The organism is Gordonia sp. JH63 (assembly GCF_009856645.1).
Lineage (GTDB): Bacteria > Actinomycetota > Actinomycetes > Mycobacteriales > Mycobacteriaceae > Gordonia > Gordonia hongkongensis.
On sequence record NZ_CP047235.1, the window covers coordinates 178,288 to 198,727 of the forward strand.

General features: G+C 68.3%; 20 protein-coding genes. 12 read left to right on the forward strand and 8 right to left on the reverse strand.

All coding sequences use genetic code 11. The features are described 5' to 3' along the window. The first annotated feature begins 108 nt into the window (after positions 1 to 108). On the forward strand, positions 109 to 990 hold the full coding sequence (locus GR168_RS00845) for a DUF5995 family protein (protein WP_159369758.1): 882 nt from the start codon (positions 109 to 111) through the stop codon (positions 988 to 990). A 240-nt stretch (positions 991 to 1,230) separates the two neighbouring features. Here the strand turns inward: GR168_RS00845 and GR168_RS00850 are convergent, their stop codons facing one another. Then, a complete protein-coding gene (locus tag GR168_RS00850; protein WP_058253403.1) occupies positions 1,231 to 1,506 on the reverse strand; it encodes a Rho termination factor N-terminal domain-containing protein in 276 nt (91 codons plus the stop codon). Positions 1,507 to 1,834: 328 nt separating this feature from the next. On the opposite strand from GR168_RS00850, the gene GR168_RS00855 reads away from it, so the two are divergent. Then, complete coding sequence (locus GR168_RS00855; protein WP_064570922.1) at positions 1,835 to 2,923, forward strand: S-(hydroxymethyl)mycothiol dehydrogenase; 1,089 nt, start codon at positions 1,835 to 1,837, stop codon at positions 2,921 to 2,923. Then, entirely contained in the window at positions 2,923 to 3,552 is a 630-nt protein-coding gene (locus GR168_RS00860) for an MBL fold metallo-hydrolase (protein WP_159369759.1), read from the forward strand. Before GR168_RS00855 ends, GR168_RS00860 begins: the two co-directional genes overlap by 1 nt. A 61-nt stretch (positions 3,553 to 3,613) precedes the next feature. On the opposite strand, the gene GR168_RS00865 is transcribed toward GR168_RS00860, so the two are convergent. After that, the gene (locus tag GR168_RS00865; RefSeq protein WP_159369760.1) at positions 3,614 to 4,054 is read right to left on the reverse strand and encodes a MarR family transcriptional regulator; all 441 of its coding nucleotides are present in this window, start codon (positions 4,052 to 4,054) and stop codon (positions 3,614 to 3,616) included. Between the two features lie 219 nt (positions 4,055 to 4,273). Here GR168_RS00865 and GR168_RS00870 point away from each other — a divergent pair, with 219 nt between their 5' ends. The 3 genes from GR168_RS00870 (at position 4,274) to GR168_RS00880 (ending at position 7,819) form a co-directional block, all read left to right on the forward strand. Further along, positions 4,274 to 4,753 carry a hypothetical protein gene (locus GR168_RS00870; protein ID WP_139104632.1) on the forward strand — a complete coding sequence of 160 codons (480 nt, stop codon included), beginning with the start codon at positions 4,274 to 4,276 and terminating at the stop codon, positions 4,751 to 4,753. A gap of 108 nt (positions 4,754 to 4,861) precedes the next feature. Continuing rightward, positions 4,862 to 6,229 (forward strand): MFS transporter, encoded by a 1,368-nt coding sequence (locus GR168_RS00875; RefSeq protein ID WP_065631324.1) that lies wholly within the window; start codon positions 4,862 to 4,864, stop codon positions 6,227 to 6,229. A gap of 72 nt (positions 6,230 to 6,301) precedes the next feature. Beyond that, positions 6,302 to 7,819, forward strand: a complete 1,518-nt coding sequence (locus GR168_RS00880) for an ATP-dependent DNA ligase (protein ID WP_159369761.1) — start codon at positions 6,302 to 6,304, stop codon at positions 7,817 to 7,819. A gap of 222 nt (positions 7,820 to 8,041) precedes the next feature. Here the strand turns inward: GR168_RS00880 and GR168_RS00885 are convergent, their stop codons facing one another. Together GR168_RS00885 and GR168_RS00890 are read right to left on the reverse strand one after the other, a co-directional pair. Then, positions 8,042 to 8,908 (reverse strand): anti-sigma factor, encoded by an 867-nt coding sequence (locus GR168_RS00885; RefSeq protein WP_159369762.1) that lies wholly within the window; start codon positions 8,906 to 8,908, stop codon positions 8,042 to 8,044. Positions 8,909 to 9,274: 366 nt separating this feature from the next. Beyond that, complete coding sequence (locus GR168_RS00890; RefSeq protein WP_058253395.1) at positions 9,275 to 9,682, reverse strand: YccF domain-containing protein; 408 nt, start codon at positions 9,680 to 9,682, stop codon at positions 9,275 to 9,277. Positions 9,683 to 9,765: 83 nt separating this feature from the next. On the opposite strand from GR168_RS00890, the gene GR168_RS00895 reads away from it, so the two are divergent. Next, complete coding sequence (locus GR168_RS00895; RefSeq protein ID WP_058253394.1) at positions 9,766 to 10,029, forward strand: hypothetical protein; 264 nt, start codon at positions 9,766 to 9,768, stop codon at positions 10,027 to 10,029. A gap of 419 nt (positions 10,030 to 10,448) precedes the next feature. Here the strand turns inward: GR168_RS00895 and GR168_RS00900 are convergent, their stop codons facing one another. Beyond that, positions 10,449 to 11,012 carry a maleylpyruvate isomerase family mycothiol-dependent enzyme gene (locus GR168_RS00900; protein WP_068971494.1) on the reverse strand — a complete coding sequence of 188 codons (564 nt, stop codon included), beginning with the start codon at positions 11,010 to 11,012 and terminating at the stop codon, positions 10,449 to 10,451. Positions 11,013 to 11,049: 37 nt separating this feature from the next. On the opposite strand from GR168_RS00900, the gene GR168_RS00905 reads away from it, so the two are divergent. From GR168_RS00905 to GR168_RS00920, 4 genes are all read left to right on the forward strand, one after another. After that, positions 11,050 to 11,877 carry a helix-turn-helix domain-containing protein gene (locus GR168_RS00905; protein ID WP_068971489.1) on the forward strand — a complete coding sequence of 276 codons (828 nt, stop codon included), beginning with the start codon at positions 11,050 to 11,052 and terminating at the stop codon, positions 11,875 to 11,877. A 119-nt stretch (positions 11,878 to 11,996) separates the two neighbouring features. Next, positions 11,997 to 13,289: a GAF domain-containing protein gene (locus GR168_RS00910; RefSeq protein ID WP_068971490.1), complete on the forward strand. Its 1,293-nt coding sequence runs from the start codon at positions 11,997 to 11,999 to the stop codon at positions 13,287 to 13,289. A 157-nt stretch (positions 13,290 to 13,446) separates the two neighbouring features. Beyond that, positions 13,447 to 14,970, forward strand: a complete 1,524-nt coding sequence (locus GR168_RS00915; protein ID WP_004021499.1) for an aldehyde dehydrogenase family protein — start codon at positions 13,447 to 13,449, stop codon at positions 14,968 to 14,970. Between the two features lie 103 nt (positions 14,971 to 15,073). Beyond that, positions 15,074 to 15,499 (forward strand): DUF779 domain-containing protein, encoded by a 426-nt coding sequence (locus GR168_RS00920; protein ID WP_159369763.1) that lies wholly within the window; start codon positions 15,074 to 15,076, stop codon positions 15,497 to 15,499. Between the two features lie 77 nt (positions 15,500 to 15,576). Here the strand turns inward: GR168_RS00920 and GR168_RS00925 are convergent, their stop codons facing one another. After that, positions 15,577 to 16,041 carry a hypothetical protein gene (locus tag GR168_RS00925; protein ID WP_058253389.1) on the reverse strand — a complete coding sequence of 155 codons (465 nt, stop codon included), beginning with the start codon at positions 16,039 to 16,041 and terminating at the stop codon, positions 15,577 to 15,579. A 309-nt stretch (positions 16,042 to 16,350) separates the two neighbouring features. On the opposite strand from GR168_RS00925, the gene GR168_RS00930 reads away from it, so the two are divergent. Beyond that, on the forward strand, positions 16,351 to 16,893 hold the full coding sequence (locus GR168_RS00930; RefSeq protein ID WP_159369764.1) for a hypothetical protein: 543 nt from the start codon (positions 16,351 to 16,353) through the stop codon (positions 16,891 to 16,893). On the opposite strand, the gene GR168_RS00935 is transcribed toward GR168_RS00930, so the two are convergent. Both GR168_RS00935 and GR168_RS00940 read right to left on the reverse strand, forming a co-directional pair. Beyond that, a complete protein-coding gene (locus tag GR168_RS00935) occupies positions 16,874 to 18,379 on the reverse strand; it encodes a dynamin family protein (RefSeq protein ID WP_159369765.1) in 1,506 nt (501 codons plus the stop codon). The genes GR168_RS00930 and GR168_RS00935 overlap by 20 nt on opposite strands. Further along, on the reverse strand, positions 18,376 to 20,382 hold the full coding sequence (locus GR168_RS00940; protein ID WP_159369766.1) for a dynamin family protein: 2,007 nt from the start codon (positions 20,380 to 20,382) through the stop codon (positions 18,376 to 18,378). Before GR168_RS00940 ends, GR168_RS00935 begins: the two co-directional genes overlap by 4 nt. Positions 20,383 to 20,440 lie beyond the last annotated feature (58 nt).

Below are 20,440 nucleotides of genomic sequence, written 5' to 3' on the forward strand. Positions count from 1 at the left end.
TCTGCTCCCTGAGGAGCGCCCGGAGCTTGCGGAGGGCGCGTCACGAAGGGTCTCGCGTCCCCGGTGGGGAGGGGTTGATCCGCGCGCAGATGGGTATCACCGGGTCCCATGCGAGCACTCTCAGCGGCACTGCTGACCCTCGGCCTCATCGGAACACTCGTGGTCGCCGCGCCGGCGCATGCGGTACCGGCCGAGACGTGTGGAACCGATCTCCGCCCGGCCGACCGCGAGCGGATCGTCGAACTCAGTACCTACGAGCAGGATTCGAAGGACCTCCCTCTCGTCCAGCTACGACGAAACGTCGACAAGCTGTACGGGATCGTCGACATCCTCACCGACCGCCGCGACCGGCGCGGATTGTTCGCCCTCGGGCTGGCAGCGGTGGAACGCGACGCGGTGATGCCGCTGCAGAACAACCCGCGCGTCTTCCAGACTCCGCGGTGGGCGCCCGTCATCAGTCTCGAACTCCTCAACCGGTTCCTCGACGCCGTGCGAGGCGAATTCGGCGGCGGACCTGTCGCACCCCAGTGGCGGCACTACTTCGACATGGCCGACGACTGCGCAGTCCCCGGCCAACGGGTCGCGATGGCCGGTTACAACGCGCACATCACCGTCGACCTCGCCTATGCGACCGCCGACGCCCGGGCCACGACGGCGAATGCGCGGGATTTCTTCTTCATCGTCGATGCGATTGCCGCACATGGTAATTCGATCGTCGTCGCGACACTCCGTGAATACGGCGTCAACCTCGGACCGATCTTCCGGTTCTACGTGGTCGGTGAGGGCCTCGACCGCGTCGTGGGCGCCGGCCGGGCGACCGGGCCGATGCTGCGGGCCGCCGACGTCGGATACAACGTGCTGACGTTCCGCAACGGACTCGCGCTCCAGGATCCGGCGACCGCTGCTCGGGCACGCGGCGACGTGACCGGGCTGTGGAACACCGGCGAGACGGCGTTGACCGCGTTCCAGCGGGTCGGGCTGGTCCGATGACCGGCCGGTCGGCCTCATCGGTGGGTGTCGGGCAGGTCACGTCGGACGGGCCGGAATATCCCGAGCGGGGTCGTAGTTGTACCCCGCGACGGTGACGGACTCAATGCCCCGGGTCCCACCCTCTTGCCGCTTCGAGCGGCCTGTTTGCCGAGAGGCGCACTGACCGGCACCGTCCCTTTACACATCGAAGCCGCCGACCCCTCGGGTCGGCGGCTTCGATGTTCTCCGAGCAGACGGGTCTCAGTGGTCCCGCAGCTTCTCGATGAGCTCGTCCTTCTTCAGGTCGGAGTAGCCCGAGAGGTCGAGTTCCTTGGCGCGGTCCTTGAGCTCGTCGACCGTCCAGTCCTCGTAGGACCCGGACTTGCCGCCGCTCTTGCCGACGTCCGACCGTGAGCTGTTGGCCGCGGCGTTGGCGATCCGAGCGGACTTCTCCTTCGAGTTGCCCTCGTCGCGCAGCTTCTCGTAGAGCTCGTCGTCCTTGACCGAAGGTCCAGGGTCCTTCTTCTTCTCTGCCATGGTCTACCTCCTCGTGGTGGAGATGAGCGGTCCGCACCAGGGTTGCCAGATGCGTCGGTGGTCAAACAACGGGATCGGGGTGGACGGATCGGACGCTGTGTTCACGATGACCGAACCCGAAGCGGGTGCGCGGTTCGTCGAACTACGGTTACATCCGAACGGGCGCGTAGATAATCACAGTAGACGACGACCACTCTGAGTAGTCGATATTGATCGGTACCGATAAGGTTGTGGCGATGTGTTCCGGCGACGTCACCCATGCGTCGCCGCACTCGCAGCACACGTCGCACCCGTACCCCGAACAACGCAGTTGCGGAAGGAACAACGTATGTCGCAGACAGTCAAGGGAGTCATTTCGCGCAGCAAGAAGGCGCCGACGGAGGTCGTGGATGTGGTGATCCCGGACCCGGGTGCGCGTGATGTGGTGGTGGCGATCAAGGCGTGCGGTGTCTGTCATACGGATCTGGCCTACCGCGAGGGCGGCATCAATGACGAGTATCCGTTCCTGCTCGGCCACGAGGCCGCGGGTGTGGTCGAGTCGGTCGGTTCCGATGTCACCCACGTCGAGGTCGGCGACTTCGTCGTCCTGAACTGGCGGGCGGTGTGTGGGCAGTGCCGGGCGTGTAAGCGGGGGCGTCCGTGGTACTGCTTCGACACCTTCAACGCCAGCGTCCCGATGACCCTGACCGACGGCACCGAACTGACCCCGGCGCTGGGCATCGGTGCGTTCGCGGAGAAGACTTTGATCCACGAATTGCAGTGCACCAAGGTCAATCCCGACACCGACCCTGCCGTGGCCGGGCTGCTCGGCTGCGGCGTGATGGCCGGTATCGGGGCGGCGATGAACACCGGCAACGTCGGCCGCGGCGACTCGGTCGCGGTCATCGGGTGTGGCGGTGTCGGTGACGCCGCGATCGCCGGTGCCCGGTTGGCCGGTGCGACGACGATCATCGCGATCGACCGCGATGCGTCGAAGCTGGAGTGGGCGAAAGACCTCGGTGCCACCCACACCATCGACGGCTCGAAGGTCGATGATGTGATCGCCGCGGTGCAGGAACTGACCGACGGCAACGGCGCCGACGTCGTGATCGATGCGGTCGGCCGCCCGGAGACCTACAAGCAGGCCTTCTACGCGCGCGATCTCGCCGGGGTCGTCGTGCTGGTCGGTGTGCCGACCCCGGAGATGACCCTGGAGATGCCGCTGGTCGACTTCTTCTCCCGCGGTGGCGCGTTGAAGTCGTCGTGGTACGGCGACTGCCTGCCCGAGCGCGACTTCCCGATGCTGATCGACCTGTACGAGCAGGGTCGTCTGCCGCTGGACAAGTTCGTCACCGAACGCATCGGCATCAACGACGTCGAGGCCGCGTTCTCGGCGATGGAAGCCGGCAAGGTGCTGCGATCGGTGGTGGAACTCTGATGTCGGATCTGCGCATCGACAACGTCGTCACCTCGGGCACGTTCAGTCTCGACGGCGGCACCTGGGACGTCGACAACAATGTGTGGCTCGTCGGCAACGACGACGAGGTCATCATCATCGACGCCGCCCACTCCGCGCAGCCGATCCTCGCCGGCGTCGGCAACCGCACCGTGAAGGCGATCGTGCTGACCCACGGGCACAACGACCACGTCACCGTCGCCCCGGAACTGTCGCAGGCCACCGGAGCGCCGATCCTGCTGCACCCCGGCGACGACATGCTGTGGAACGACACCCATCCCGATGTCGCGCACCAGGATCTCGAGGACGGGCAGAAGATCGGGATCGCCGGTACCGAGCTGACGATCATCAACACCCCGGGCCATTCGCCGGGCTCGTCGGTGATCCACCTGCCCGAGGCGAAGGTGCTGTTCTCCGGCGACACCCTGTTCCAGGGCGGGCCGGGCGCAACAGGCCGCTCGTACTCGAGCTTCCCGACGATCATCGCCTCGATCACCGAGAAGATCTTCACCCTCGACCCCGAGACCAAGGTCTACACCGGTCACGGCGACGGCACGACCGTCGGCGACGAAGCTCCTCATCTCGAAGAGTGGATCAAACGGGGTAGCTGAGGCGGTACGTCCTTCGGCCGACTAACGGCGGTTGCCGGTAGTCGGCCGGCCTCGAAGACCTTCAGGAGATCTCTGCGACAAGGCTTTTCAGCAACCGCCGGAAGGTCGCTGCCTGACCGTCGGACATGGCGCCGCGGAGTAGCTCGTCTTCCACGGCTCGGATCTCGGCCCGGACGCCATCGTGCAGTGAACGCCCCTCCGGCGTGGTCGAGACGGTCCACTGGCGACGACTGCCCGACCTGTCCCTGGACACGAGGCCCCGCTGCTGGAGTTCGTCCAGGTGCTTGCCGAGCCGTGTCGGATCTCGCCCGGTGCGTTCGGACAACTCACGCTGCGACACTGCCGGCGTCGCGGCGATCTCGCTCACGATGGCGTACTCCCACATCGACAGTCCGGCGGCCCGGAGGATCGGCTCCTCGAGGGTGATCAGATGCGGTATCAGTCGCCCGAGAAGTGCGCCGAGATCGGGCTCTGCGCCCGAGGCACTGTCGTCGTTCACCATCGACATCCTCTCTCGAATCGTCTACCGTGGTAGACGATCGCTGCGAACGGCCTCTCCCGTGCGGTGCGGGAGCATCCTCTCATCATCGCGGTCCACCGGGACTGATCGACAGATTGATCGGGCATTGTCTGGAAGAAGGGACGTCGAATGGATACATCGGCTTTGCGGGCGGTCACTGACGATGTGGGTGCGCAAGTCTCGGAGATGACAGTCGGTGACATGGCCATCGGGACCACTTCGGGGTGGGGCGACCTCGGTGATCTGTACCTGGCCGCCGTCGAACGAAACACGCGTCTCACAGCGCTCCTCACCGGCGAGGAGCTGAACTCTCGGCGAGCTGCACCGATGGACAGGGCATCGTTCCCGCTGGTGGCGGACCAGTACGGAGGCGGATTCGAACACCGATACCGGCGAAGTGCCGACCTGCTGGTCGCCGCCTTCGCCGAAGTCCTCGACACGCAACGGGTCGTCGACCTCGACGGCACCCACACAACTGTGCGAGCGCTCTACGACCACGCGGTCCGCGATGCCTTCCTGCTCACGTGGAACATCGCGACCGCAATCGACATCCGGTACCAGCCGCGACCCGACATCGTCCGAGGGGTCGTACAGACGATGCTCTCGGACCTCGAGGATGCCGATCTGGCAACGGCAGTCGACGTCCTCGTCCAACTGACGGGTCCACACCGGGACAAGTGAGCAGTCGGGTTGGACTGCGATGCCGCGTCCGCTGGGTGTCGCGGTCCGCTCAGCTTTTTCTCAGGGGTCGGAATCGATCGCTCGAGCCGCAGGCGTAACGTCGCGCGAATGAGCGATTCCGCGGTCCGCAACATCGACCATCCCGATCAGGCGCCGGTACCCCGCAGCCGCATCGTGGTCGCGTCGATGATCGGGACGAGCATCGAGTTCTTCGACTTCTACATCTATGCCACGGCCGCGGTCCTCGTGTTCCCGGTGCTGTTCTTCCCCAAGGGGGACGACACCGCGGCGCTGCTGTCGTCGTTCGCGACCTTCGGCCTCGCGTTCGTGGCGCGGCCCATCGGCTCGATCCTGTTCGGGCACTTCGGCGATCGCATCGGACGTAAGGCGACGCTAGTCGGTTCGCTGCTCACCATGGGCATCGCGACCTTCGTCATCGGCCTGCTGCCCACCTACGATTCCGTCGGCTATCTCGCGCCCGCGCTGCTTGCGCTGATGCGGTTCTGCCAGGGCCTCGGGCTCGGCGGGGAGTGGTCGGGCGCAGCGCTTCTCGCCACCGAGACGGCCGAGAAGGGCAAACGGGCGTGGGCCGCGATGTGGCCGCAGCTGGGTGCGCCGATCGGGTTCTTCTTCGCCAACGGCACCTTTCTGCTGCTGATGCTCGCCCTCGATTTCGATGCCGCGACCGCCGACCCCGACCACGCCTTCATGACCTGGGGCTGGCGAATCCCGTTCCTGGCCAGTGCGATCATGGTGGCCGTCGGGCTATACGTGCGTCTGAAGCTCACCGAGACACCGGTGTTCGCGAAGGCCGTCGCGGACGGCAAGAAGGTCAAGGCGCCGCTGGCAGAGGTCGTCAAGACCAGCTGGCGTCCGCTCATCGCGGGCACGTTCATCATGGTCGCGACGTACACGCTTTTCTACATCGTGACCACCTGGGTGATCTCCTACGGCACCGGCAAGGTGACCGACGAATCGGGTGTGAAGCTCTCCATCAGCTACGTCGACTTCCTGCAGCTGCAGCTCGTCGCGGTCCTCTTCTTCGCCGCGTGCGTGCCGATCTCGGGGCGCCTCGCCGACCGGTACGGCCGCCGCGCCTTCCTCATCGTGATCACCGCGGCGATCATCGTCTTCGGTCTGTGCTTCCAGTGGCTGCTCGACCCGGCGTCGATGACCGACGGCATGATGCTGTTCTTCCTGATCCTCGGAATGACGCTGATGGGTCTCACCTTCGGGCCGATGAGCGCGATCCTGCCCGAGCTGTTCCCGACCAACGTGCGCTACACGGGTTCGGGCGTGGCCTACAACGTGGCGTCCATCCTCGGCGCCGCCGTGGCCCCGTTCATCGCGACGTGGATCGTCGCCGACTACGGCGTCGGCTGGGTGGGCGTGTATCTCGCGGTCGCCGCCTGCGCCACGATGATCGCCCTGCTCAGCGTCCGCGAGACCAAGTCCGTCGACCTCACCGAGGTCTGAGCAGGACGGGTTGTCGGGGGCTCGGCGTACCGTCGGACAGGTGAATGCGCGTCCGGCAGCAGGTGAGGCGACATGAGGCTGATCGACGTCGTCGAGACCTCCGCGGATGTCGCGCGAGACCGGTCGCGGATACGGAAGACGACGGTGCTCGCCGAGGCGCTCTCCCAGGCGACCGACGAGGAACTGCCGGTCGTCGTCGCCTGGCTGTCGGGGGAGATCCCGCAGGGCCGGCTCGGCGTCGGGTGGCGGTCGCTGTCCAAACTGATGGCACCACCGGCCGATTCGCCGACCCTCGAGGTTGCTGCCGTCGACGCCGCGCTCGGCGAGCTCGCGTCCGCGTCGGGTCCGGGTTCGACGAAGCGGCGCGGCGAGATCATCGCGTCGTTGTTCGCCGCGTCGACCGAGTCCGAGCAGAAGTTCCTCGTGGCACTGCTCACCGGTGAATTGCGGCAGGGGGCGCTGGCCGGTGTCATGACCGACGCCATCGCGAAGGTCACCGGCCAGGATCTGGCTCTCGTGCGCCGCGCGAACATGCTGACCGGTTCGCTGCCGGTCACCGCCGCGCTGGCCCGGTTCGGCGCGGAGTCGCTGGCGGGGGTCGGCCTGGAGGTCGGACGCGCCGTCGAACCGATGCTCGCGACACCCGCCGACGACCTCGACTCCGCGCTTACGCTCCTCGGGCCCGACCTCGTCGTCGACTACAAGCTCGACGGTGCCCGAATCCAGGTGCACCGCAACGGAGCCGAGATCTCGGTGTTCACCCGCACGCTGCGCGACGTGACGGCGAACGTCCCCGACCTCGTCTCGGTGATCGCCTCCCTGCCCTGCGATTCGGTCATCCTCGACGGCGAGACGTTGATGCTCTCCGACGACGGGCGCCCACGGTCGTTCCAGGACACCATGAGCCGCTTCGGCTCTGGACCCACCGCGGCCGGCGAACCCGAACGCCTGCTCAAGCCGTTCTTCTTCGACTGCCTGCATCTCGACGGCGTCGACCTCATCGACCGGCCGCTGTCCGAGCGGCTCGCTGCGATCGACTCGATCGCGCCGCAGTTGCGAATCCCCGCGGTCACCCGGCCGAGCGTCGAGGAGGCCCGCAGCCACTTCGACGCCGCGCTGGCCGACGGCCACGAGGGCGTGATGGTGAAATCGCTCGCCGGCCTGTACGTGGCCGGACGCCGCGGAAAGGCGTGGCAGAAGGTCAAACCGACGCACACGTTCGACCTGGTGGTGCTCGGCGCCGAATGGGGCTCGGGCCGGCGGTCGGGGTGGCTGTCGAATCTGCATCTCGGCGCCCGCGATCCCGAGACGGGCGAGCTCGTGATGGTCGGCAAGACGTTCAAGGGCCTGACGGACGAGCTGTTGCGCTGGCAGACCGAGGAGTTCCCGAAGCACGAGACGCACCGGGACTCGTACACGGTGTACCTGCGTCCGGAGATCGTCGTCGAGATCGAACTCGATGGCGCGCAACGGAGTTCGAGGTATCCGGGCGGGGTCGCGCTGCGCTTCGCGCGCGTGGTGCGTTACCGCCCGGACAAGACTCCCGCGCAGGCCGACAGCATCGAGGCGATTCGCGCGCTGTTGAAGTAAGTCTGCCTTCGAGGCGCCTCATCCCGCTCTCTGAGGAGCGCCCGGAGCCTGCGGAGGGTGCGTCACCCCGCTCCCTGAGGAGCGCCCGGAGCCTGCGGAGGGTGCGTCACGAAGGGTCTGCCAAGCGTTCTCACCAGGACCCTTCGTGACGCTCGCAAGCTCGCTCCTCAGGGAGCGGAGGGAGAAGCTCGCTCCCCAGGGAAAGGGTCTTTCGTGCGCCGGTCAGAGCAACGACAGTTGTGCCACGGGGGTGGTGGTGGGACGATCCGAGCCGCCGGGCGGTTCGACCGTGAACGCGAGCGTCGAGGCATCGTTGATCCCGGAGAGCACGGCGGTGGTGACCGGTTCGACGTCCTGGTCGGTCATCGTGCCGGCCGAGCGAGCGCCGCCCGGCCCGATGAGCCACATCTGATAGACGGTCCCCGGTTGGGGCGGCGGGACCGAATCCATCACCAGTACACCGGTATCCGCCGACTTGGCGAGATAGACGGTGACATTTCCGGTCGCGACGGGGCCCCCCGTCGACCGCAGGTCCTCCGCGGAGAAGACCTGTTCGGCCGGTGAGGCGAGGGGGCGCACCTCCGGTTCCGGCGAGCTCGACTCTCCCATGACCCACCCGGCGGCGCCGATGGCGACGGCCGCCACCGCCGCGGCGGCGAGATACGTCCAGCGGCGAGGCAGGCGCCGTCGGTCGTCCGATTCGATCGTCGGCGTCACGGGGGCGGGAACGCTCGGGTCGGTCGCCGCGGGAGCGGATTGCTGCTGCGGAGGCGGCGATCCCGGCCCGGTCGGCGCCTCGGCGCCCGGGGCGGCGACGTCCGGCGCGTCGAGACCGGCGTCGGCGCGCGCAGCGGAGAGGATGCGGTCACGGAGCGTCGGCGGAGGCGGCGTGGCCGTCGTCTTGCTCAGCGCGGCCAGCGCCTCGCGGGTCGCGCGGACCTGCTTGTCGAACAAGGTCTGAAGATCCTGCGGCGCGGCCGCGACCCGAGCCTGGACGTCGCGCAATTCGTCGGCGGACAGTGCGTCGAGCGCGACCAGGGGTGCCATCTCCAGCAATTCGGCAGCGTCGGGATCGAGATGATCAGCCATCACGTGCCTCCTGCCGTCGTCGAACGATCTGTTGCTGTCCCTCCGAACGCCGCTCTCGGCGGGCGGGCGTCACGTTTCCGCGTGGGCCCGGAGGCAACGAGGCTGCGGCAAGAAGTATGACGTGCGCGGATGGTGTCCGGGGTATCCGGGATGTCGGCTGAACGACTCCTGGTGGAGTCGGGCGCCGGTCGCGTACAACGAGAGACAGGCCGTCGCCACCGGCGGCAGCGTCGCGTCCGTGCCGAGCCACGCGCTCGCGACGTCAGTCTGGGACCCGAGTGTCATGCCACCTGTTCGGATCCATCGGCGTCCCGGATGGGTTGGGTGGCGGATGGGTCGGGGGAGGTCAGCGCGACGTTCGGTGGATCACATCCGCACCGGCGTACCGCCGGGCATCCGCTGATCGGTCGGGACGATCTCGGCGCCGAGGGGCAGAAGCGACACCGGCACCATCTTGAAACTCGCGATGCCGAGGGGGATGCCGATGATCGTGAGGCACATCGCGATGCCGGTGGTGATGTGCCCGATCGCGAGCCACAACCCGGCCACGATGATCCAGATGACGTTGCCGATGGTCGACGCGACGCCCGCGGTCGGCTTGCGGATGACAGTTCGTCCGAAGGGCCAGAGCGCGTAGCTCGCCATCCGGAACGAGGCGATGCCGAACGGGATCGTGATGATCAGGATGCAGCAGATGATGCCGGCGACGACGTAGCCGATCGCCATCCACAGTCCGCACAGGACGAGCCAGATGACGTTGAGGATGGTCTTCATCCCACCATTGTCCATTCGGCACCGACCGGTGGGGACAAATGCGAGACGCGCGAGGCCTGCCCGCGGCCCGGCCCGACATTACGATGACCGACGTGGCGGGAAGTCCGGGGCGGGCGCGTGAGGCGGTGTGGGCGGTGCTCGCCACGGTCGTCCTCGTGATCCGCATTCTGGCGACCATCGCGCTCGTGCTGTTCGTGATCGGCTGGGCCGTCGCGGCGGTCCGCGACTCGCTCGACAACGCGTTCCTCTGGCCGTCGATCGGTGCCGGCATCGCACTGCTCGCGAGCACCTACGTCTACGGCCACCTCCGCGCGCGCTACCCGCGGCACAACGGCTGGATTCCGTGAGTTCTGCGCACCGCTCCCTCGGTGCGTGCGGGCCCGCCCCCGCTCCCTGAGTTGCGAGCGAGGCCCCGCTCAGCGCTGTTTGAGTTGCGGGCTAGGCCCGCCCCCGCTCCCTGAGGAGCGGCCGGAGCTTGCGCTGCGTCATTCCGCTCCCTGAGGAGCGGCCGGAGCTTGCGGAGGCCGCGTCACGAAGGGTCCTGGTGAGGCACGCTCACCAGGCCCTTCGAGGCTCGTCGCTATCGCTCCTCGCACCTCAGGGAGCAAGAGGAGACTCGCACCGCAGGGAGCAAGGGGAGGCTCGCACCTCAGGGAGCAAGAGGAGACTCGCACCGCAGGGAGCATGGGGAGGCTCGCACCTCAGGGAGCAAGGGGAGGCTCGCACCTCAGGGGGCAGAAGGGGGCGTCTGGTCCCCGCAGGGACCTCAGGACGCGACGCGACCCAAACGGGCGAGCAGCGTCGTCTGACGATCGGCGCCGGCCGGGATCTCGACCTTGCGACACACGCCTTCGGAGTAGATCGCGTCGCCGAAACCGTCGATAGCGGCTTCCATCTCGGACAGGTCGTCGTCGGAGAACCGATGGTCGGTACCGGCTGCGCGGGCGATGTCCCAGCGGTGGGCGACCATGTCGAAACCGTAGAAGCGGATGAGGGTCTCGCCGATCGTCGTCGGTCCGAAGTGTCCGTCGAAGGTGCGTTCGCCGACGGTCGGGTCGGCGAGCAGTCCGGCGACGGTGTCGCGGTGGGTGTGCCAGGCGGCGGCCGGGTCGTCGAGCGAGGGTGCCGGTCCGGCATCGATGTCGTGGTGGGAGAAGAACTCGCGCTGGGTGTCGATGACGTGGCCGACGACGTCGCGTCCGGTCCATCCCTCGCACGGCGAGTCCGCGGTCCAGGTGCTCGCGGGCGCGGCATCGAGGACGGTGGCGAAGCCGTCGGCGAGGCGGACGTAGTGGTCGAGCAATGGTGAGGTGTCGTTGATTGCGGTCATGATGAGAGTCAACCGCGAGACCACGGGACGGTGATTGATGAAACCCGACAATCCGGCGCGGCTCGACGACGTCGAGCGCGCGCACCTCATCGACCCGTCGGACGCGAGCTTCCGCATCGGACGGTGGGCGCCGAGCCCCGATCTGGACGAACTGGTGCGCCGCTTCTGGGTGCCGGTGTGGTGGGTCCCGCCCGGGGCGGAGGCGCCGCAGCGCGTCCTGCAGTACCCCGTCTGCCTCATCGTCGTCAGCAACACCTACGCCCGCTTCTACGGCGTGGTGACCGGGTTGTCGGAGACGGTGCTGACCGGCGACGGCTGGGCAGTCGGGGTGATGCTCACGCCGGGCGCCGGGGGAGTGCTGACCGGTGACGTCGGGAAATGGACCGATCGGCATGCCGAACTGTCCGAGGTCTTCGGTGAGCGGGGCACCGACCTCGAGCGGTCGGTGCGGTCGGTGATGGCTGTCGAACCCGGGGTCGAGACAACCCAGCGTTCTGCGACCGGCCGCGTCGAGGATTGGCTGCGGTCATATCTCCCGCTCGACGACGACGGCCGGCTGATCAACGCGATCGTGGAGTACGTGGAAACCGATTCGTCGGTGGTGGCGGTCGCGCAGATCTGCGAGCGATTCCACCTCACCGAACGCAGCCTGCAGCGGCTGACCCGGCGTCGTCTCGGTCTCACCCCGAAGTGGCTCATCCAACGTCGACGGCTCCACGAGGCGGCCGAGCGGCTGCGCGACCGGTCGGGGACGCTCGCCTCGCTGGCGGCGGAGCTGTCCTACGCCGACGAGGCGCACTTCGTGCGTGACTTCAAGACCGTCACCGGTATGACCCCGCGGACGTTCTCCGCGCGGTTCGGTTAGGCCGGGTGCGGTCCTTCACCGGCGACGACCAGCTCGGTGTTTGTTGCCGAGATCACATCGCGGCAGGCAGAATCGTCGACATATCGGGCAATCGACTCGGCTGATCGTACGGAGGGTGCATGACGGACGCGGCTTCGGTGGCCACGCGCATCCGCCGGGCGTACGAGGACTTCCTCTCCGGCGGCAATCCGCCGGCCGATGCGGTTCGGTCGATCGTCCGCGACTCGTGGGCGAGGTCCCTGACCGGCGGAGTGGACCCCAGCGACGCGACCCCGAACGGCGATCGTGCCTCCGCGATGTCGCCTGCGGAGTTCGCCGCCTACCGCGCCGCGCATCCAATCACCGCCGTCCGGCCGTTGGTGCAGTCCCTGATGGTCGACGCCATCGCCGACACGGGGGTCGTCGTCGCCCTGACCGACCAGTCCGGGCGCCTGCTGTGGATCGAGGGCGACTCGGCCGCCCGTGATCGCGCCGGCCACATCGACTTCGTCGAGGGCTCGGTGTGGAGCGAGGAGGTCGTCGGCACCAACGCCCCCGGACTGGCACTGGCCGTCGATCGGAGCGTCCAGGTCGTCGGGCCCGAGCACTTCGCCGGGCCCGTGCAGGAGTGGAGTTGTGCAGCGGCGCCTGTGCACGACCCGCTGACCGGGCACGTGATCGGTGTCATCGACGTGACCGGCGGGCGCGAGGTCGCGGCGCCGTTCGCGCTGGCGGCGGTCCGGTCGGTGGTCGCCGCTGTCGAGCGCGAACTGCGGGCAGGCGCCGTCGATCTCGCCGACCCGGCCACCTTCGACCCGTCACCGGGCGCGCGGGCCGCGGCCCACCTCGCCGTGCTCGGTGACGGCCCGGGACGCTGGCATCGCGCCGCCGACGGGCCCGGCGCCCGCACCCTGTCGCGCCGGCACGCCGAGATCCTCGTTCTGCTGCAAGCATTTCCAGAAGGTCTGAACACCGAACAGCTCGCCTTGAAGCTGGCCGAGGACGGGCTCGACCCGGTCACGGTGCGAGCCGAGATCTCCCGGCTCCGCCGCGACCTCGGTGCCGACGTCGTGGCAAGCAGGCCCTACCGCCTCACTCTCGACATCACCTCCGACGTCGACGCCCTCCGGTCGCGCATCGCGTCGGGTACGGATCTCGCGTCGGTGGTCGACGACCTCGGTCGCGGCGGACTGCTCGCCGAGTCGAGCGCGCCGGGCATCGTCGACATCTTCGAGGAACTCCGGGAAGATCTGCGGTCACGTCTCTTCGCGTCCGGCGACGTCGCGGCCCTCCGCCGGTGGACGTCGTCGACCCACGGACGCGACGACCTCGCCGCCTGGCGCCGCCTCGAACACCGCCTGCCGGTCGGCGATCCCGACCGGGCCGTCGTCGGCGGCCGCATCCGACTCCTGGACAAGAGGTACGGGGCGTAACCGGCTGAGCTGCGTCAACAGCAGGTGGCCAACGTTGCAACGCTCGTGCAACCACCCCGCTCCTAGAGTGTGGAGCAGATCACAACGGACGCCTCCGGTGTCCCGTGTGACATCCGCAGAGCGTCCTCAGCTTGAGGCCCACACGCAAGGAGCAACCATGACCGTCTTCGCAAAGCCGGGTGCCGATGGCTCGGTGATGAGCTACGAGTCGCGCTACGACAACTGGATCGGCGGACAGTGGACCCCGCCGGTGAAGGGTCAGTACTTCGAGAACCCGTCGCCCGTCGACGGCAAGATTTTCTGCGAGGTCGCACGCTCGACCGCCGAGGACATCGACCTCGCGCTCGACGCCGCCCACAAGGCCGCACCCGGATGGGGCAAGACCCCCGTCGCCGAGCGCTCGCTGGCCCTGCTGCGCATCGCCGATCGCATGGAGGAGAACCTCGAGAAGCTGGCCGTCGCCGAGACCTGGGACAACGGCAAGGCCGTCCGCGAGACCATGGCCGCCGACATCCCGCTGGCCATCGACCACTTCCGCTACTTCGCCGGCGCCCTCCGCGCCCAGGAGGGTTCGATCTCCGAGGTCGACGAGGACACCGTCGCCTACCACTTCCACGAGCCGCTCGGCGTCGTCGGCCAGATCATCCCCTGGAACTTCCCGATCCTGATGGCAGTGTGGAAGCTGGCACCCGCCCTCGCCGCGGGTAACGCGGTGGTGCTCAAGCCCGCCGAGCAGACGCCCGCGTCGATCCTGTACCTGGTCAGCCTCATCAGCGACCTGCTTCCCGCCGGAGTCCTCAACGTGGTCAACGGGTTCGGCGTCGAGGCGGGCAAGCCGCTCGCGTCGAGCAACCGTATCCGCAAGATCGCGTTCACCGGTGAGACCACCACCGGCCGGCTCATCATGCAGTACGCCTCGGAGAACCTGATCCCGGTCACCCTCGAGCTGGGCGGCAAGAGCCCGAACATCTTCTTCAACGACGTGATGTCCGCCGACGACGGGTTCCTCGACCGCGCGCTGGAAGGCTTCTCGATGTTCGCGCTCAACCAGGGCGAGGTGTGCACCTGCCCCAGCCGCGCACTCATCCAGCAGGACATCTACGACGAGTTCATCGCCAAGGCCGTCGACCGCGTCGGAAAGATCAAGCAGGGCAACCCCCTCGACACCGACACGATGATGGGCGCGCAGGCCTCCAACGATCAGTTCGAGAAGATCTCCTCCTACCTCGCCATCGGCAAGGACGAGGGCGCCGAGGTGCTGATCGGCGGCGAGGCAGCCGAACTCGACGGCGACCTGGCCGGCGGCTTCTACATCAAACCGACTGTCTTCCAGGGCAACAACAAGATGCGCATCTTCCAGGAAGAGATCTTCGGCCCGGTCCTCGCGGTCACCACCTTCAAGGACTTCGCCGACGCCATGCACATCGCCAACGACACGCTCTACGGGCTCGGTGCCGGTGTGTGGAGCCGCGACGGTGCGACCGCCTACCGGGCGGGCCGCGAGATCCAGGCCGGCCGGGTGTGGACGAACACCTACCACGACTACCCGGCGCACGCCGCCTTCGGCGGCTACAAGCAGTCCGGTATCGGTCGCGAGAACCACCTCATGATGCTCGAGCACTACCAGCAGACCAAGAACCTCCTGGTCGGTTACGCTCAGAGCGCCAAGGGTTTCTTCTGACCCGTCGAGCCCTTCGAGGCTCGTCGCTAACGCTCCTCGGACCTCAGGGAGCGGAGGGGTCGCGCTCCTCGCACCTCAGGGAGCAGACGAAAGGTGATTGACGATGACCGCCGAGCAGAGTGTTCCTGATCGCGTGGTCGCCACAGACTCCGCCGTGCAGCTCCTGACCAAGTTGTCGGAGCTGCACGGCGGCCTCATGATCCACCAGTCCGGTGGGTGCTGTGACGGCTCGGCCCCGATGTGTTATCCGGTCGGGGAGTATCGCGTGGGCCAGCGAGACGTGCTGGTCGGCGAGATCGAATTACCCGAACCCATTCCGGCCGTTCGGGTCTGGATCAACGGTGACCAGTTCGAGCTGTGGAAACACACCCAGTTGATCCTCGACGTCGTGAAGGGTCGCGGTGCCGGATTCAGTCTCGAGGCGCCGGAAGGGGTTCGTTTCCTTTCGCGGGCACGGACCTTCACCGACCAGGAGAACGAAGTGCTGGCGACGTCGCCACCACTGACGGGGGCCACCGCCGGCCCCTGAGGTCCGACCCACACAGAATGCGTCGTAGGTACCGGAAACCGGTACCCACGACGCATTCTGCGTTTGTCCGCGGTGTGTCACCACTGGTCGAAGCCGACGTTGACCTGGGGGTATCCGGTGTCGATGTGGTTGTTCATCCAGTAGTTCTGGGCGTGGGGTCCCCAGATGCTGCTCATGGCGGTGTTGACGTTGTGGGGGTGGTTGGTGAGTTGGTAGTTGGCGGTGGGGCCGAAGGCGCCGATGCGGTAGATGGCGTTGACGTCGAGGTGGTTGGTGAAGGGTGCGGTGGCGGTGATGGTTTCGGTGGCTCCGGGGTAGAGGATGTGTTGGGGTGCGTTGATCCATTGGCCGCCGTCGGCGTTGGCGCCTTGGAGGTATTCGGGCTTGTCGGTGTGGTTGGTGATGGTCATGGCGACGGTGGGTTCGCCGGGTCGGGTGATGGGTAGGGTGCCGGCGTGGGCTGCGCCGGCGGCGCCGAGGGCGATGCCGGTGGCGGCGGCGAGTCCGAGGGTGGCGGTGGCGATGCGGGTGGTGGTCTTCATGGTGGGCTCCGGTGTGGTGTGGGGGTTGTGTTGGTGACACCACTGACTCTGCCGGGGATGGGTGGTCGGGGGATTCCGCTGACCGGGTGATGGGTGGGGTGAATGGCACGTCCACCGATCGGGGGACGTGCGGTGGTGGTTGCCGGGTGGCTTCGACTCGGCTCCTCGCTGCGCTCGGTGCCGGCTCAACCAGCGGTGGGTGACGGCTCAACAAGCGGTGCGCGGTGGTCGCGGGGCGGCTTCGAGAACGATGATCCGAGGTTGCGCCGGTTCGGGGTAGCGGAACGCGCAGGCAACTACCATCGAGGGATGTCGAACGCCGACGGCTCTCCGCCTCCCCGCCCGCGCGTCGCCGTCACGCCGCTGCGCCCGCAGCGGCCGGTCGGACGCTCTCCGGTCACTCGGTACGTGATCCTCGGGTGGTTGGTGTCGGTGGCCCTCGTCGCGGTGATCGTCGGTCTGACACTGTTGTCACTGAACGACATTAGGGCCATCTTGGCCGCCGATCTCGTCCGGACCAATCCGGGCAGCGGGACCGATGCCGCACGCGCCGTGGACATCTCGTTGATGGTGGGCGGGGCGATCGCACTGGTCGTCGTGCTCCTCGGGCTGTACGGGTCCGCGCGACTCTGGGACAGTCGACGGTCCGGCCGGAGCATCCTGACGGTCGGCGCCGTCGTCGCGGTGGCGGGCGCCGTGGCCTTCCATCTCACGGTCAACCCGTCCGCGACGGCACTCGCCGACGCCGGTTTGCCGGTTGTCGCCCAGTGGATTCCGGCGGCGGCCGCGCTTGTCGCGGTCGTCGCCACCGGAGCGTCCTACACCCGGTCGGTCACGGCATCCCTGCGCTGAAACCCTGGCCGGCGCTCCGGACCGCCTCACCGAGTTGGGCGACGATACCCTCGGCGCTACGCACCGCGACCTGACATGCCGACGCCGAGGCCGGCGCGAGGAGCGGGTGGCCGGCACGTGCCCGCCAGGTCCGCGCGGCGTCGATCGCGGCGTCCCGCAGTGTGTACACGTCGGCGGTCGCGGGCAGTCCGAGGCGGGCCGCGGGATCGATGCCCGACCCGCCGATGAGCCGGGTGATCTCGGCCCTCTGATCAGGGGGGAGGTCGACGCCCCCGGCCCGGATGGTGCCGAGCAGACGCAGCTCTCGGAAACCGTGGACGTCCGCGAGTTCCCGGCGAACCGCGGCCCGGACGTCACGCGCCCCCGTCGACGATGACGCGGCCAGGAGGTGATCCATCGTCACCAGCGCCGAATGGGACTTGAGCTGGTCCGCGCGCTGCCCGAATTGGGTGTCGATGATGGCGCTCAACTCCGAGAGTCCGCTGCGCTCGACGAGTTCGGCGGCCAGCGCCGACGAGGAGCTCGCGCCGAACCGGATGAGCGTGACCGCCATTCGGATGCCGAAGGCGCCGAAGCGTTCGGCCAGCGAACGCCGCAGCTCGGCGGGTATGTCGGGCAGGATGTCCGGCCGGGAGAACCGGTCCATCGTCAGCAAGGCCGCCTCGAGGTCGGGTGCCGGGGTCGCGGCCAGCTGTGCCAGCGCGCGGAACTCGACCTCCCGCATGGTGCGGGCGGCCAGTGCCAGCAGTCCCGCCACCGGCACGACCGCCTGGCACAGGCCCGTGCGTTCGAGCTCGCCGGCGAACCGTCCGGCGATCTGGTGCGCGGAGATCATCGCATCCATCCGGCCGGCACCGAGCTCGTCCGCGCGGGAGACGACGCCGATGACACCCAGCGGGCCCGACGATCCGCCGATGGCCGACCCGATGCGGCGCAGCATCGTCGTGTCGGTGGCGGTCAGTGAACGCAACAGGTAGACGACGGCGTCCACGCCGGACTGACCGTCGTCGGGGGTGAGGAGCCGGATTGTCGACGCGGACAACTCCGTCGACAAGGACGCCGTGCCCGGGGTGTCGACGATGGTCGTCGACTGCAGGGCACGCGCGGGCCATTCGACGTCCAGACGGTCGACGCGATCGGCGGTGAGTCGCCCGAAATCGAAGCCCAGTCGACCGTCGATGCGGGTGACCGGGATGCCCACCGCGCGACCGTCGTCGACGTGTGCGGTGACCGACGGCGACCGGCCGTTGCGGTACCAGGTGACGACCCGCGTGCACTCGGTGGCATCGGTGGGGGCGATGTCCTGTCCCACAAGGGCGTTCAGCAGCGTCGACTTGCCAGCTTTGAGCGAACCGGCCAGGGCGACCCGCACCGGTTGGTACAACCGGTGGGCGCACACGTCGAGCTCGGCCTGTGCGTGCGGGTCGTCGGCGAGGGCGGTGCGGGTGGCGTCGAGAAACCCTCGGACGCGGGCGATGTCGGTCATCGGCGCGGGAGCTCCGCAGCGGGTTCCTCCGGGTCGAGATGATCGGCCGCCTTGCGCAGCGCGGCGACCGCGGTGAGCCGGGACTCGAGTTCGGCGACGCGTCCGGATCGCTCCGAATCGGCGAGGGTCGCGGCAGACTGTGCGGCACTGAGGGATTCCGAGATCGAGCGTGCGGTCTGTTCGGCGACCGAGGTGAAGTGATCGCGGAGGACTCGCTGGATGACCCGCAGCCGGTCGCGGGATTCCTTGCCGACCTGGAAGCTGACGTCGTCGGTGAACGCGCGCACCGCGACCTTCGCCTTGGCGCGGCGTTCGAGGACCTTCGCCTCCTTGTCATCCCGGTACGCCTTGGTGCCGAGCAACAGACCGGCGCCGACGGACACCGGGTTGATGAGCGCCATGCCGACCATCGTCGAGATGAGTCCGAACATCAGCACACCGCCGTACGAACCGCGCATGCCGATCAACAGCTTCTGGGCGAGACCGACTCTGCCGCTGTCGAGTTCGGCGAGCTCGGCCACGGAATCGAGCACACCGGTCAGATCGGCGACGTCGATGTCGGGCAGCGAGTTCTGGCCGGCCGCCGCGAAGTGGTCGGCCACCCGCTCGGCGAGCCACACCGATCGCTCATGCGCCCAGACGAAGTTGTCACCGATGACGGCGGCGGTCTGATCGGCCAGCCACTCGCTCAGCTGTTCCCAGTCGACCCCCGGATCGCCCTCGTCGATGGCCCGTTCGGCTTCCCGGGTCACCGCGCGGAGACGGTCCCGCAGGTCGTGGTCGATGTCGGCGGCGAGGTCGGCGATGCCGTCGGCCAGCGTCTGCTGCCACTGAGCGGACTGACGTCGCATGGCCTCCGCGTCGGACTTCGCCTCCCGGAGCGCGCCGACGGCGCGGCCGGCGGTCTCCGGATCGCGCAGGGCGGCGAGTTCGCTGCCCAGGGTGAGCGCGAGATGTTCGCTGACGACGCGCAGATCGGTGGCGACGGTGGTCCGGGTCGCCTGTCGTGCGGTGGACACCACGCGCTCGCGCAGGTACCGGTACAGATCGAGGAACCCGGCCTCCGCGTTGAGTTCCTCGTCGCCGAGCCGCAGCGCGTGGGTGCGCAGCACCGATGAGACGGGCAACAGCGGGATGTCGAGGTCCGCGGTCTGCAGATGGGTGCGGTCGGCGTCGAGGATGGCGCGCCAGTGCGGGTACAGGTCGGTCTTGGTGATGAGGCACGCGATGGTCGGGCACAGTCCGGCGACCTGCTGGAGGAAGGACATCTCCGGCGCGGTGAACTCCTGGCTGGCATCCGACACGACGAGTACCGCGTCGGCTGCCGCGACCATACCCAGAGTCGCTGCGGCATAAGGGTGTCCGTGGCCGCCGACGCCGGGGGTGTCGACGAGGACGAGGCCGTCGGCGAGCAACGGGCCGGGTGCCTCGATCTCGAGCCGAAGCACTTCGCGGCCACCGGCAAGCGGGGAGTCGGGGGTGATGCCGGCGATGGCGGCCATCGGCACCGGGATGCGGTTGTCGGCGGCCGGGCCGTCGACGATGAGATGGGCCGACGGTTGCGCGGCGTGCGAGATGACCGTCGGCACCGCGGTCGTCTCGTCGTCGCCGACCGAGCACACGTCCAGGTTGAGCAGTGCGTTGACGAACGAGCTCTTGCCCTGTTTCAGCTGACCCACCACGACGATCCGCAGGCGGGGGTCGGTGATCCGGGTGCGCGCGCCGTCGAGGCGACTGACGAGATCGTTACGGCCCGCCTCCCGGGCCACCTCGGACATCGTGGTCAGCAGGTCGCCGATGGTGTTCGGCACCTGCGTCCGTGCCGGGGTCGCCACTGCCGGGGTCGCCGGGGCTGGGGCCGTGGTCGCGGGTGGCTGGGGCGGGGCAGCGGCGTGTGCCGGTGCGGTCGGGGCTGCTGCCTTCCACATGGGGGCGGGATCAGGTGCGTCCCGATCGGCGGCGTGCCGGCCGACGCGAGGTGGTTCGGCGGGTGGAGTGGTCATGGTGTCCTCACGGTAGCGGTGAGTCGGCCCGTCCGGTCGGCATCGCCGGGGCTCCGCA

Bases quoted from the DNA above. Each gene is read 5' to 3' on its own strand.
- GR168_RS00845 (WP_159369758.1), top strand. From the start codon at position 109: ATGCGAGCACTCTCAGCGGCACTGCTGACCCTCGGCCTCATCGGAACA.
- GR168_RS00850 (WP_058253403.1), bottom strand. From the start codon at position 1,506: ATGGCAGAGAAGAAGAAGGACCCTGGACCTTCGGTCAAGGACGACGAG.
- GR168_RS00855 (WP_064570922.1), top strand. From the start codon at position 1,835: ATGTCGCAGACAGTCAAGGGAGTCATTTCGCGCAGCAAGAAGGCGCCG.
- GR168_RS00860 (WP_159369759.1), top strand. From the start codon at position 2,923: ATGTCGGATCTGCGCATCGACAACGTCGTCACCTCGGGCACGTTCAGT.
- GR168_RS00865 (WP_159369760.1), bottom strand. From the start codon at position 4,054: ATGGTGAACGACGACAGTGCCTCGGGCGCAGAGCCCGATCTCGGCGCA.
- GR168_RS00870 (WP_139104632.1), top strand. From the start codon at position 4,274: ATGGCCATCGGGACCACTTCGGGGTGGGGCGACCTCGGTGATCTGTAC.
- GR168_RS00875 (WP_065631324.1), top strand. From the start codon at position 4,862: ATGAGCGATTCCGCGGTCCGCAACATCGACCATCCCGATCAGGCGCCG.
- GR168_RS00880 (WP_159369761.1), top strand. From the start codon at position 6,302: ATGAGGCTGATCGACGTCGTCGAGACCTCCGCGGATGTCGCGCGAGAC.
- GR168_RS00885 (WP_159369762.1), bottom strand. From the start codon at position 8,908: ATGGCTGATCATCTCGATCCCGACGCTGCCGAATTGCTGGAGATGGCA.
- GR168_RS00890 (WP_058253395.1), bottom strand. From the start codon at position 9,682: ATGAAGACCATCCTCAACGTCATCTGGCTCGTCCTGTGCGGACTGTGG.
- GR168_RS00895 (WP_058253394.1), top strand. From the start codon at position 9,766: ATGACCGACGTGGCGGGAAGTCCGGGGCGGGCGCGTGAGGCGGTGTGG.
- GR168_RS00900 (WP_068971494.1), bottom strand. From the start codon at position 11,012: ATGACCGCAATCAACGACACCTCACCATTGCTCGACCACTACGTCCGC.
- GR168_RS00905 (WP_068971489.1), top strand. From the start codon at position 11,050: ATGAAACCCGACAATCCGGCGCGGCTCGACGACGTCGAGCGCGCGCAC.
- GR168_RS00910 (WP_068971490.1), top strand. From the start codon at position 11,997: ATGACGGACGCGGCTTCGGTGGCCACGCGCATCCGCCGGGCGTACGAG.
- GR168_RS00915 (WP_004021499.1), top strand. From the start codon at position 13,447: ATGACCGTCTTCGCAAAGCCGGGTGCCGATGGCTCGGTGATGAGCTAC.
- GR168_RS00920 (WP_159369763.1), top strand. From the start codon at position 15,074: ATGACCGCCGAGCAGAGTGTTCCTGATCGCGTGGTCGCCACAGACTCC.
- GR168_RS00925 (WP_058253389.1), bottom strand. From the start codon at position 16,041: ATGAAGACCACCACCCGCATCGCCACCGCCACCCTCGGACTCGCCGCC.
- GR168_RS00930 (WP_159369764.1), top strand. From the start codon at position 16,351: ATGTCGAACGCCGACGGCTCTCCGCCTCCCCGCCCGCGCGTCGCCGTC.
- GR168_RS00935 (WP_159369765.1), bottom strand. From the start codon at position 18,379: ATGACCGACATCGCCCGCGTCCGAGGGTTTCTCGACGCCACCCGCACC.
- GR168_RS00940 (WP_159369766.1), bottom strand. From the start codon at position 20,382: ATGACCACTCCACCCGCCGAACCACCTCGCGTCGGCCGGCACGCCGCC.